This window comes from Lysinibacillus sp. Bpr_S20 (genome assembly GCF_023337835.1).
In the GTDB taxonomy this organism is placed as follows: domain Bacteria; phylum Bacillota; class Bacilli; order Bacillales_A; family Planococcaceae; genus Lysinibacillus.
This window is the reverse complement of record NZ_JALNLQ010000012.1, coordinates 54055-66390: the sequence shown is the minus strand read 5'-3', so window position 1 is coordinate 66390 and position 12336 is coordinate 54055. Positions and strand designations below refer to the sequence as shown.

Here is a 12336-nt window from a genome sequence, read left to right as displayed (position 1 = left end):
ACATCTGTTGGCCCGAGACCCTGGAGCGAGCAACGCGAGTGAAGCGGCTCATCGGACGCCCCCAGGAAGCTTTGCTCTGTGCGAAAGCGAAGCGGCAGCAACAATGTTTTATCTGTAGCGAAAGCGAAGCGCCAGCTACAAAGCGCCCAGCCGGAACGGAAATCAACTATTCGTTTTGCAGGAGTATACTTTAGCTATTTAATTTTTCTTTCGCAAAACCTTAACATAGCTTTCTCTTTTTTGGACAACCTAAACTAGAAATAATAGCATGAGGTGATGATCATGAGAATAGAAAGGTCGTCCGAATGGGAAGAAGGCTTTATCAATAAACTGAATGAACTTGGAAAATGGGATAGCTGGACATTGTACAAGATGAATTATGAAATTGTAAAAATGAAATTAATTACTGATTTCACAGGTTTACAGGCGACAAAGTATTTACCAAATTTAACACCGCTTAAGCATCAGTTGGAAGCAGCGGAAACAGTTATTGAACGTATGAATGGTAAAGCGATTTTAGCTGATGAAGTGGGTCTTGGTAAAACAATTGAAGCAGGTTTGGTTTTAAAAGAATATTTGATTCGTGGCCTTGTTAAGAGAGCATTAATATTAGCTCCGGCCTCGCTTATTAATCAATGGGTTGAAGAATTAAATATAAAGTTCCATATTCCGGCAGTAGCTTATAAAAAAAATGTTCAGATTGAGCGCCATGATGTCCTTATTATGAGTATGGATACGGCGAAGAAAAGTCCTCATAAAGAGCGTATTTATGAGCAGAATTACGACATGATTATTATCGATGAGGCCCATAAATTAAAAAATCATAAAACCCAAATTTACGAATTCGTGCAAGGCTTAAAGAAAAAGTTTTGTTTACTATTAACAGCCACACCGATTCAAAACGATGTTTTTGAATTATTTTATCTTATTTCTTTACTTAAGCCTGGTCATCTTGGCAATTATGATACATTTCAATCTGCATTTTCGGCAAGTAAGCATGATTTAGAGCATAATGATTATTTAAAGGAATTAGTGAATCAGGTGATGGTGAGGAATAGGCGGGAGGACACGGGTATTGAATGGACGAATCGCCGTGTTCAAATTGTTCCTATCCAGTTCACTAAGGAAGAAGAGGAAGTTTATAATCTGCTCGGAACGCTTCAAAATACAGGCTCTTTTTCAATGATTACATTGCAGAAGGAAATGTGTAGTAGTAAAGAGGCTACAGCTTTAACATTATCTAAAATGATGGAAGACAATGCACAATCACAAGAAATTGAAGATATATTAGTAAAATTAATGGCCTTAGAAGTGAATTCAAAGGCGAAAAAGACACTTGAAATAGTTGAACAGGCCAAAGATAAAGTGATTATTTTTACAGAATATAGAGCTACTCAAATTTATTTGCAATGGTACTTACATGCTAACGGTATAACGAGTGTCCTGTTCAACGGTAAATATAATAAAAGCAAACGGGATTATATGAAGCATCTTTTTAAGGAAAGGGCACAGGTTTTAATCGCAACTGAGGCAGGCGGAGAGGGGATAAACCTTCAGTTTTGCCATCATGTTATTAACTATGATTTGCCCTGGAACCCTATGAAGCTAGAGCAACGGATTGGTCGTGTGCATCGATTAGGGCAAGAGCATGATGTTCATATTTATAATTTGGCTATTGCCAATACGATTGAAGAGAATATTTTAGCATTACTTCATACGAAAATTGATGTTTTTGAAAAGGTAGTCGGCGATTTAGATGCGATTCTATCTAATTTTAAAGAATCTGTATAGTGTAAGGGAGAAGGACCCATGTATCCACAGCAAGTTCATAGTTATTTACGACAATTTTTTAATGAAAATGGTTGCCCTATTATAAGTGAAGAAGAACATTATCTTACAGTACAATTAACAGCTGATATCGATAAAAGAATTATGAATCGCCCTTTTTATTGGCAATACGTAGAAGCGACAAATAGTGAGGCAAATCCAGCTCAAGTAACTTTCATTACAAATCAGACAGCATCAACTGGGAATCTTTATGGTGAAGCTATTCATTTCGGCTCACCGAGAATGAACCAGCTTTTTCAAGCGACAAGGGAGCTAGGAGCGTATGTTCAGCTTTTTGAGAAGGTAGATAACGCAATAGGGCAAGTTATCCTTACGCCATGGCTAGGTGTTAATTTTAAAGTGTCGTATTGCTGCGACCAAACGAAAGAAATGCTTTATTCATTTGGCATAAACTTGCTAACGGGCATCATCAAAGAGGAATTTCAGGAGACGATATGTGCATCTGAATTTGACACTGTTCCAGCAGACAATGCTTTTCATGTTCAATTTATCATCAAGCCCCTTAGAGCACTCGAAAGATTACACGCTACTATTGAAAAGATTATTGAACAAGATGACCATTCATGGGCTACTGAAGCAAAAAAACGATGGCAACGGGATCAGCGAGTGCTCGATTATTTTTATGAAGAGGAAGAAGACAAACCAGAATGCTATGAAATTGAAAAGAAGGCATTAGAGGAACAATACGATACAAAGATTAAAATAGAGATTATTAATGGTGGATTATTTTATCTTTATTGAGCTTATTTTTTTGTAGTGAAAGTGATGTAGCTAAAAATAAGGTAAGAGGGTGAGCGATTGTAATTTCCCTTAAGTGAATGGGAAACCGATTGATGAAAATGGAAGTGAATTTTTTGGCTAAACATTATTGAAATCAAAAAAAGTTGACCAAAGGAGAGGGAATCATCTTTAGTCAACTTTTGGTTTTACTAAATAAACTTCATTTTTATTGATAGTTTTGCATTAGATATAGAATTATTTTTTGAAAAACTCTAATTCCTTTACTACTCTGAACTCCTTAGGTATTTCAATTAATCTTAAATGGGGGACACACCATTTCTTAAAATCTGGAGTCTTTATTCCCGCTTTTTTTAATTTTATTAAAGCTATAGGAATTGCTCCCAATCTTTTATCTTCTTCAAAAGTTATTTTAACTTCGTCCACATCAGGATGTGAGAGTATAACCTTTCTTATAATACCAGGATATAAATTTTCACCTGCACACTTAAAAGTATTTTTTTTTCTTTCAATGAATGTATATTCTTTTGTATTCACATTCTTTTTAAAGTAATCACCAGTTAAAAGCCAATTATTATAAAATTCACTTTCCTTAATTATTTGTCCATCTTTTAAGTAACCTAGCATTGCTGTAGGAGTATCAATAATTAACTCTCCAATTTCATAGTCCTCGGTTATTTGAATATCCTTCAAATCAAGTCTTATGTTTCTCATTGGGAACCCAATAGAATTTGGATTATTTTGAATGTTCAGATTGTTTGTCGCGACACGCGGTCCTGCCTCCGATAAACCATATGTTAGATAGATTTCTCCTTCAAACTTTTCTTTTAATGAATTTATATCTTCTAGATCTGCTGATTCTCCGCCAATAGTAATTTTATTAAGGGTATATGGAATCGAAATATTAGTTTTTAATATTTTCTTTAAAACTCCAGGCGTCAGAGAAGCAAGGGTAACCTGATGTTTTAAACAATATTGCTCCCAGGTACTTGGATAAAAAGGGTGTTCGGGTATTATTATGTTTTTCCCTTTTAATAGGGCACCGAAAATTCCGGCTATTAAACCATAAGAGAAAAAGAAGGGTAAAGTAGCTATATACGTACCTTTTTCATCTTCAATTTCATTTATAGCGTCCATATGGAGTAAAGCATTTAACATAGCATTACTATTGCTATGCACGACTGATTTTGGAAACCCAGTACTTCCGGAAGTTGTTATTATTATGCAATGCTTTAATTTTTCGTTAACAAATGTTTCCGATGTATAAGTTAATAAGTTATATCCCCCAATAAAATCATTTTCCAATAATGTGGAATCGAAAGACGGAAAAAACGTGTTCTTTAAGGTAGTGTATATAGCTGCTGGTTTCACATTTTGACAGATGTGGTCATAGCTCTCTTTTGATAAAAGGTTAGAAACAGGTACTGGTACAGCCCCCATTTTCATTAAACTTATAATATTAATTATTAAATTGCTGTTACTAGGCATTGCTAAGAGTACTGTATTTCCGGGCTTTATTCCAATATCATTCCATTTTTGTGATTGATATTCAATTTTTTGGATTAACTCGCTGTAGCTAAGTATATTAGGATTTACACCTGAATAATCTTTAACATAGGAATTAAATGTAAAAGCATGTTGTATCCAATCATTAATACAGTATTTATCTTTTATTTCCATATAAACCAACCTTTATTTGGATAATTTAATTATTACTTTATTAAGTGATTTTATGAATTTATCTTTCTTTTCGGCACTATAAAAATAGTTGTACAAGTCGTAAGCTTCATTTAAATATGAAGAAATTTGAATAGGTATTGAATCAACGCTAGAACTAATACTTTTTTTCGAAGAGGGATCAGCTTTGACATTAATATCAATTTTAATTGATTGAGCTTCTCTTTTATTTGAAATTCTAAAGAAAATAGCGGAGCCCCAGTCACCTTTATTATTTATATCAACTTGTCCAACCATCATGTTATCAGCATCATTGCGGTAGATATAGTTTGAAGAAATCAGAATACAATCGGCAATATTCATTTTTTCCCCAGATAAAACCATAGTTGGTCCATTTAATTTGGTTGCAAGGGCAGATAATCCAGCAGACATATTATAGCCAGATACAGAATACATAGCAGGAGACGAGGAACCCTTTCTTACACGATTTGCGTAGTTATATGCAATTTGATGGTTTCCTGTTTTACTTCCAATTAGAATACCGGTTTTTTCTTTATTTATTGGCTTCTTTAATTTTTCATTTAATTTAACAACTGCAGATACTGCGAGGGCAGTTGAGTTATCAATTTTAGGAGTCAAGCCTTTTAAGGCACTTGGCTTAGTAATAATGTTATTAACTATATGATGTGATTCTAAAAATGTATCAGGGTCAAAACCAGATAATGTTACAAGTGTACAATCTGAAATATAGACAGAATTGTTCATATTATAATTACTCCTTATATAGTGAATTATTTCCATTTTCTTCTCTTAGAGTTGTCCATATATTCATTGAAATTATTAGTTCATTTTGTTTCGATAATAGAGAACAATAAGCTATTCCTATCTGCCCTTTCTTTTTAACTTCAGCGTGTAATAACAAATTTTTTCTATTATTTGATACTACATCTATGTAGTTTGAAGAATGGTATACTAGATTATTAAATTGTATTGGGAATGTGCTTTTATTATTAAATAGTTCAATACTACTAGCTCTGCATCCAATTTGTGCTAATCCTTCTAGTATAATAAAGAGGGGTACATGTATTGAAGAAGGAGAAGTTTTATACTGATCTGGATGAAACTCTGCTTGGTACTTTCCTTCTAATTTGTTAAGAGGACCACAAATTTTTAAATACATAAATAATCTTCACCTCCTAAGATAAAGAACCCGTTTCAGACCAAGTACCCATAATATTATAGCCTGCATCTACATATGAAACTTGACCTGTAGTGCATTCAGATAAATTACTTGCATAATATAAAACTGTTTTTGCTACATCTTCTTGTGTCACATTTTTCTTTAGAGGACTTTGCATGGCTCTTTTTTCTACCATTTCTCTGAAGTTAGGTAAACCAAAAGCTGCCAGAGTTCTAATAGGCCCTGCTGATACTACGTTTACTCTGATTTGTTCTTCACCAAGTTCGCTAGCAAGGTATTTACTAGTAGTTTCCAATGCGGATTTAGCAATCCCTAATAAATTGTATCCAGCACAAACTCTATTAGCGCCTAAATAGGAAAGAGCAACTATTGATGAGCCTTCTCTAAGATAAGGTCTTGCATGTTTACAAAAAGAAATAAGGGAATAAGCACTAATATCTAATGTTTCCAGAAATCCTTTTCTGCTAGTATTTATGACACCATTAGCTAATTCTTCTCCGTTGGCGTATGCCACAGCGTGGATAATGAAGTCTATTTGTCCGTATTTTTCACCAAACTCGTCAAATACACTTTTCACTTGTTCTTCATTTTGTACATCACACATACGTACGAAATCTGAATTTACACTATTAGCTAATTTTTCAATCCACTTTTTTTCGCGTCTATATGTAAATCCTATTGTAGCCCCTTCTTCATGAAACAGTTTCGCAATTCCCCAAGCAATCGAACGATGATTTATTACTCCAGTTATAATTCCTTTTTTTCCTTCTAAAAGTCCCATATTTACAATCCTTTCTTATGATAAATGACCGCCACCACCAACAGGTAATGTGGCACCTATAAGTAATGGTTTACGACTTAATAATAGAATTACTGCCTCAGCGATTTCTTCTGATTTAGTAAACCGTCTAATAGGTATTTGTTTCAATAATTCTTTTCTTGTTTTGAGATCTAAATGATCTTTAATTAAATCGGTCTCAACAAAACCTGGTGCAATTACATTGACAGCGATGTTAAATCGTGCCATTTCTAGTGCCAAATTTTCACTAAATCTGTTAATAGCTATTTTTGAGGTTCCATAAAATGCATTCCCGATTCGTACATTATCGCTTGCCAGTGAAGAAATATTAATAATATCTCCTTTTCTGGCTTTAATCATATAAGGCAAAATGGATCGGCAAAAATTAAAACAACCACCTAGATTAGTATCTAACGTTTCTTTGAAATCAACCCAATCACTATCTTTAACTAAGCTATCACGAGTAATACCAGCGTTATTTATAAGAACGGTTATGGGATTATTTTCATCACATATTGTTTTTAAGTATTCATTTACCTCATATGGGGAACAACCATTTACTTTATCCCCTTGGCATCTATTTGGATGTTCAGTTTCGAGTGATTTAGCTTCTTTTTCTGAATTTAAAAAGGTGAAATTTACAAAGTATCCTTCTTCAATTAATTGTTTAACAATAACTCTTCCAATACCTCTACTGCCTCCTGTAACGAGAGCTCTTTTAGAATTCATATTAATCACACCGCCTTTATCATCATTTGTCCATTACAAACTAAATCACCATTAAAGTATTCATTTACTTGAAATGAAAATTTATATATTTTATTTTCTATATTTTTTAAATTTATTTCTACTTTGAGTAAGTCTCCTGGTAGGCAAGCTTTTCGAAATTTAGCTGTTTTTATTTCTATTGGCACTGTATTTAAATGTTTATAATTGGAATTTTGTATAAGAGATTCTAATGAAGATGCAACAGTGTTCATAATCATTGATCCAGGATATATACTCATATCAGGGAAATGTTCTTCAAAAATAGGTTCATTAAAAGATAAAAATTTAAGAGATATTATTCTTTTATCTCTAACTAATTCAATTTCTCGATCGATTGGATAATTACGATTTTGCATGCGATCTATCCTTTTCTAGATAGTTTTTAAATACATTTATTAAACACTTTTTAGTTAGGGGAGGGGGGATGTTTTCTAAACCTATGGATTCAATTAATTTAGAATTATCATATGTTAAATTGACACCTAAGAATTTGTTATTATCTTTGTTCATAGTATTAAAAACTTTATTAAACCCTTCTTTACCCTCTCCAAAACCTATCTTTAAGTTTCCTACAGAGAGTTCTTCAAAAATGAGAAAGTGTTCTTTTGCTGTTAAAAGATTTTGATTACACGCATGAAATATCTCTTGCATTTTTGTTTTTGAAACTTTTCGATTCCTTAAAAAAGTACATAAGTTTATTAAATGGTCGATATGAATAACAGGAAATTTTTTGTTAGGATCAATATCCAAATAAAAAGTCATATTTTTATTGATAAAACGTTTCAATATATGCAAGTAAGAATAATAACCATACTTAGTGTTATTTACCCATCCGCTATTACTATCTCCAATTACACTACCAGGTCGAAGAATTGTTAAAGGTATATTTGTTTTTGAGGATTCATTCCATAACATGTACTCTGCCAACACTTTAGATGCTGTATATGGATTCACGGATTCAAAATCTGTTAGAAGTTCTTCTGGAACTTGTTTTTCAATACCATTAAATTCCCCTAATCCTGCTGTACCAGTTGAAGAAATATAATAGTATCTTCCACATTTTTTTAACTGGCTCATTATATTTGTAGAGATAACGGCATTAAATTTTATGGATTCAGAGAGTTCTGAAAAATCGTAACTCATATGTGCTGCAATATGCCAAACTTCATCTACTTCTAATTCCTTTAAACATTCTTTTATAGCTTCTACATCTGTTAAACATTTGCAGAGTGCTACTTTTATTTTTCGTTCTACATCTAACTGCATTCCATATTCCGCCAATACTAAGTTTACTGCAGTTATGGCGCGATTTTTTGCTGTTTCTGAATCAGTTAAATAAATTAATTCAATATCAGGTTCCTCTATGAATTTTGCGGCTAATGCACTTCCAATAAAGCCTGTAATACCGGTTATTAAAATAGTTTTCATGATTTTATATCTCCTTATTGATATTGGTAAAAACTAGACAAGCATTTGCTCCACCAAATCCATAAGTTACACTGGCAGTGATTAGATTTTTACCATCAATACGTAATGGTTCTCCTATTACAAGGTTTTTATTTTCCCATTCAGCAGAATATTTTTTTAAACCTGCTGTAGGTGGGGCAGTCTTTTTATTTAACGCCAATATGGCAATAATCGCTTCAATGGCGCCAGTTGCGCCCAATGTATGTCCAAAAGCTGATTTAGTAGAGGATACTGGAGTTTGGGAATCCGAAAAAAGAATTTCATAAACTTTAGCTTCCATTTTATCGTTTGTAGGGGTACCAGATCCGTGTGCATTAATATAAGAAATATCACTTGCTTTAAAGGGTGTTTGGTTTATTGCTTGCTCTATTACTCTTATTGCACCTAAGCCGTTTTCATCTGGTGCAGTTACAGATGAAGTATCGGTGGTATTACTACGTCCGATTATTGATGCATAGTAGTTCGCATTTTTTCGCTTAATATTCTTTGGAGCTTCCAAAATTATGAAGGCAGCTCCCTCTCCTAAAGAAGTTCCATCACTATCAAAGGAGAATGGCCTGCACTTTGTAGGGGAAAGAGTATGCAAACTAGAATGTCCTGTCATTTTGTAGATGTCTAGAATATCGACCCCTCCACAAATGACAATGTCAAACTCTTGAAATTGTATCAAGTCACAACCAATGCTAATAGCGTCACTACCAGATGAACATGCGGACGAAATTGCTAGGAAGGGAATAGTAAGACCTATTTCATTCAATACGTCAGGAATATAATCATCTATATTTGTAGGACTATTCTCATTTTCAAAAATGTGACCAAGGCTAGTTCCTAATACTAAAGCTGATTTTGCTTGGTTGATGTCGGTTATAGTTAAGCCTGAATCATTAATAGTATTGGTAATGGCTTCTTTTGAAAGTTGTAACATTCTATCTTTTCCTGTTAGCGAGTATATGGATTTTATTTCCCCACCTATAGAACTACGTAATTGCTCAGTATCGAATGAAGTTATAGGTGAAAGGCCATCTTTCCCACTACATAAGAACTCCCAAGTTTCTTCTATGCTTGATCCTAAACAACTAACTAAACTTAGACCGGTCACTAAAGGGCTTTTATATAATTCCATTAATTAACCTCCTAAATAATATATTAAAAAGAAAATAATTACATTTTATTTCAAATCAATAATTTAATTTCATTTGGTGTTTTTACTAACTCCCCTGTTCTACTATTTACAAATGCTATAGTCATTCTAGATCTATTAATAATTTTATTTTCAATAATCATATATATATTTAAAACAATACTGTTACGATTAATTGTCAAATCTTTTATACATATTGAGACTATATCATCTTGTTTTGCAGAACCATTATATATTGAATGTACTCGACCAACTCGGATTTCAGTCATTCCATCTTCAAATATGCCCTCCTTAAGTCCTTTGTGACGAAAAAATTTTAAAAAAGCTAAACTCGACCATTTAAAGTAATTAGAGAAATGGACTACTTTAAAAGCGTCCACTTCTTCTGGTAAAACACAGTGTTTAAGTTCGAAAAGCATTGAGAATCACCTACTTAAACTGTAATATTTAGTTTTTTTTCAATTAATTCAATAATTGCATTAATAGTTCTAAAATTTTCTGGTACAAATTCTTCATCAGAAATTTTAATGTTATAAACATCTTCTACATGAGCCATTAATTCGGTAAAACCTAACGAATCAACCCCTAATTCATTCCCTAAACTCATATTAGGAGAAATCTCCTCAATCGTGAAATCAACAAGAAGATCCTCTACCAAGAAATACTTTAAGTCTTGCTCCATTTTTGATTTGTCTAACATAAATAGCCTCCTAAGAATAAATAGTTTAGTTGTAAAAAACCCTATTAAGTTACTTTGAGAAAAAGGAACTTTATTATTTGAAAATAATGTATTAATACGGGATTTTTTCAACAAATATACTATAGTTCTTTAGATGCTAATAAATCAAGGTTTATTTTTCTTGGTACATACGAAAAAATAGGGTTTCTAGTTCTTTTAATGTTTTTTTATTATATTAATATAGTTAAAGAGTGCGATTAAAAATACATATATATAATAGGAATAGAATTTTCCTGAAAACTATATTTAAAAATTTTCATTTTTTTCTAAAAATTTTGTACTTTTTAGGAAATTACAGAGACTTAATTTAAAATCATGTATTTCTTTTATCTCTTTTTTATGAATAAAGTAAATTTGAGTAGTAGGAAGATTGAATTTTGAAGTTGGAATATGAACTAATTCATTTCGTTGTAATTCTTTTTGCACTAATAAGCTAGGTAAAAATGAAATGCCTAAACCAGCCATAATGAATTGTTTAGTAATTTCAACTTGTGTTACGGCCATTGATTTCGTATTTGGATAAAAATTTTTAATAATGGGTAATAAATCCTCCCAATATACTGGATGATTATGGGTTAGCATTTTGTATTTATAAAATATTTCCTCTTCTTTTATATTATTAACTTCCGTTTTTGGAGCAACTAGTATTACCTCGTCTTTCCATATACTTTCAAATATTAATTTGGATTGATATGGAACCATTCTAGAAATACCTATGTCTGCATTCCCGGCGTTTACCTCCTGTCCAATATCAGGAGATTTGGTCACATTAATTGTTATATCTATATGTGGATTTTCAATGAAATAATTTTTTAAAAATTCGGGAAATACTGTAGCAGCAATATGTGGAGCAATGGAGATAGTTAATTTTTTTTTATATCCTTGTTTCCAGTTTTGAATTCCTTCTAACCCAGAGTTATAAGCATCTATTAGTTTTCTTGCATAAGGTAAAAAGCAATGACCTGCCTCAGTTAGTGAAATATTTCTTCCATTTTTTTTAAATAAGTCAGTTTCTAAAAGTAATTCTAAATTTTTTATATGTAGTGTAACAGTTGGTTGAGAAATAAATAAAATTTCCGATGTTTTACGAAAGTTTTCATGCTCTGCGGCAGTAATAAAAGTTTGTATCCATTTGATATCCATTGTTTTAATTACTCCTCTCATTAATTACAAATCATAATTAATCTGATTGAATTTTCTTAATTTTAATAATAGTGTCTCGGTAGTATTATGTAAATAATTACAAATTTTAAATTCCGTTGTAATTATTAATTTATGGGAGGAAGTTAAATAATGAATATCCAATTGTTAGAACCGACTGAAGAGAATTTTGCTATAGCTGCCAATTGCGTTAAAAATGGGGGAGTAATAGTTTCACCAAGTGATACCAATTTAGCTTTAACATTAGATCCATGGAACGAAGATGCAATAAATAGGGCATTCGCTGTAAAAAATCGTCCAGCTAATTCCGCACTAACACTGTTCTTTTTAGAACCAAACGACTGGAAAAAATATGGGGAGGCAGTTGATGAGGAAATTGTTCAATCCTTAGTAGACGCTTTTTGGCCAGGACCATTAAATTTAATACTAAAGAAAAAAGATACTGTCCCGGATAGAATGGTATGTGGTGGAGAAACAGTTGCATTAGGATGCTTAAGTAATCCTGTATGGAGAGGATTTATGGGGAAATTAAATAAACCAGTAACAATGACTTCTGCAAACCTATCTGGACAGGCAGATGGAGTCTTAGTTGATTTAAACTTAGCCTTAAATCAGGTTGGGCAAAATGTTGATTATATTTTGAAAGGTGAGGCACAAAATACTACTAAATCAAGTACTATTATTGATTTAACTGGAACACCATACATTACAAGGTTAGGAGATATTACAGCTGAACAAATTAATGCTGTTATTAATATTATCCCTGAAATGGCACTTACAAAATAGTATCAGAAAAG

Annotated in this window: 14 protein-coding genes; 3 read left to right on the top strand and 11 right to left on the bottom strand. The window is 32.3% G+C overall.

Translation table 11 applies throughout. The annotated features are described in order from the left end of the window. The first annotated feature begins 276 nt into the window (after positions 1–276). Both MWJ95_RS21445 and MWJ95_RS21440 read left to right on the top strand, forming a co-directional pair. A complete protein-coding gene (locus tag MWJ95_RS21445) occupies positions 277–1791 on the top strand; it encodes a DEAD/DEAH box helicase (protein WP_249075602.1) in 1515 nt (504 codons plus the stop codon). Between the two features lie 18 nt (positions 1792–1809). Then, a complete protein-coding gene (locus MWJ95_RS21440; RefSeq protein WP_249107204.1) occupies positions 1810–2589 on the top strand; it encodes a YqhG family protein in 780 nt (259 codons plus the stop codon). Positions 2590–2823: 234 nt separating this feature from the next. Here MWJ95_RS21440 and MWJ95_RS21435 read toward each other — a convergent pair whose 3' ends face one another. The 11 genes from MWJ95_RS21435 to MWJ95_RS21385 form a co-directional block, all read right to left on the bottom strand. Beyond that, the gene (locus MWJ95_RS21435; protein WP_249107203.1) at positions 2824–4266 is read right to left on the bottom strand and encodes a class I adenylate-forming enzyme family protein; all 1443 of its coding nucleotides are present in this window, start codon (positions 4264–4266) and stop codon (positions 2824–2826) included. Between the two features lie 12 nt (positions 4267–4278). After that, positions 4279–5028, bottom strand: a complete 750-nt coding sequence (locus MWJ95_RS21430) for a hypothetical protein (protein WP_249107202.1) — start codon at positions 5026–5028, stop codon at positions 4279–4281. Between the two features lie 7 nt (positions 5029–5035). Continuing rightward, positions 5036–5443, bottom strand: a complete 408-nt coding sequence (locus tag MWJ95_RS21425; RefSeq protein ID WP_249107201.1) for a hypothetical protein — start codon at positions 5441–5443, stop codon at positions 5036–5038. Between the two features lie 16 nt (positions 5444–5459). Continuing rightward, the gene (locus MWJ95_RS21420; RefSeq protein WP_249107200.1) at positions 5460–6245 is read right to left on the bottom strand and encodes an enoyl-ACP reductase FabI; all 786 of its coding nucleotides are present in this window, start codon (positions 6243–6245) and stop codon (positions 5460–5462) included. A gap of 15 nt (positions 6246–6260) precedes the next feature. Beyond that, the gene (locus MWJ95_RS21415) at positions 6261–6992 is read right to left on the bottom strand and encodes an SDR family NAD(P)-dependent oxidoreductase (protein ID WP_249107199.1); all 732 of its coding nucleotides are present in this window, start codon (positions 6990–6992) and stop codon (positions 6261–6263) included. Between the two features lie 5 nt (positions 6993–6997). Beyond that, positions 6998–7387, bottom strand: coding sequence for a 3-hydroxyacyl-ACP dehydratase FabZ family protein (locus MWJ95_RS21410; protein WP_249107198.1), 390 nt, complete (start codon positions 7385–7387; stop codon positions 6998–7000). After that, the gene (locus tag MWJ95_RS21405; protein ID WP_249107197.1) at positions 7374–8459 is read right to left on the bottom strand and encodes an SDR family oxidoreductase; all 1086 of its coding nucleotides are present in this window, start codon (positions 8457–8459) and stop codon (positions 7374–7376) included. The genes MWJ95_RS21410 and MWJ95_RS21405 overlap by 14 nt, the downstream gene beginning before the upstream one ends. 4 nt (positions 8460–8463) lie before the next feature. Next, positions 8464–9621, bottom strand: a complete 1158-nt coding sequence (locus tag MWJ95_RS21400; RefSeq protein ID WP_249107196.1) for a beta-ketoacyl-[acyl-carrier-protein] synthase family protein — start codon at positions 9619–9621, stop codon at positions 8464–8466. Positions 9622–9671: 50 nt separating this feature from the next. Further along, a complete protein-coding gene (locus tag MWJ95_RS21395) occupies positions 9672–10058 on the bottom strand; it encodes an acyl-CoA thioesterase (RefSeq protein WP_249107195.1) in 387 nt (128 codons plus the stop codon). 14 nt (positions 10059–10072) lie between these two features. Further along, positions 10073–10339 (bottom strand): acyl carrier protein, encoded by a 267-nt coding sequence (locus tag MWJ95_RS21390; RefSeq protein ID WP_249107194.1) that lies wholly within the window; start codon positions 10337–10339, stop codon positions 10073–10075. 285 nt (positions 10340–10624) lie between these two features. Next, a complete protein-coding gene (locus tag MWJ95_RS21385; RefSeq protein ID WP_249107193.1) occupies positions 10625–11521 on the bottom strand; it encodes a LysR family transcriptional regulator in 897 nt (298 codons plus the stop codon). A 150-nt stretch (positions 11522–11671) separates the two neighbouring features. On the opposite strand from MWJ95_RS21385, the gene MWJ95_RS21380 reads away from it, so the two are divergent. Then, positions 11672–12325, top strand: coding sequence for an L-threonylcarbamoyladenylate synthase (locus MWJ95_RS21380; RefSeq protein ID WP_249107192.1), 654 nt, complete (start codon positions 11672–11674; stop codon positions 12323–12325). The last annotated feature ends 11 nt before the right edge of the window (positions 12326–12336 follow it).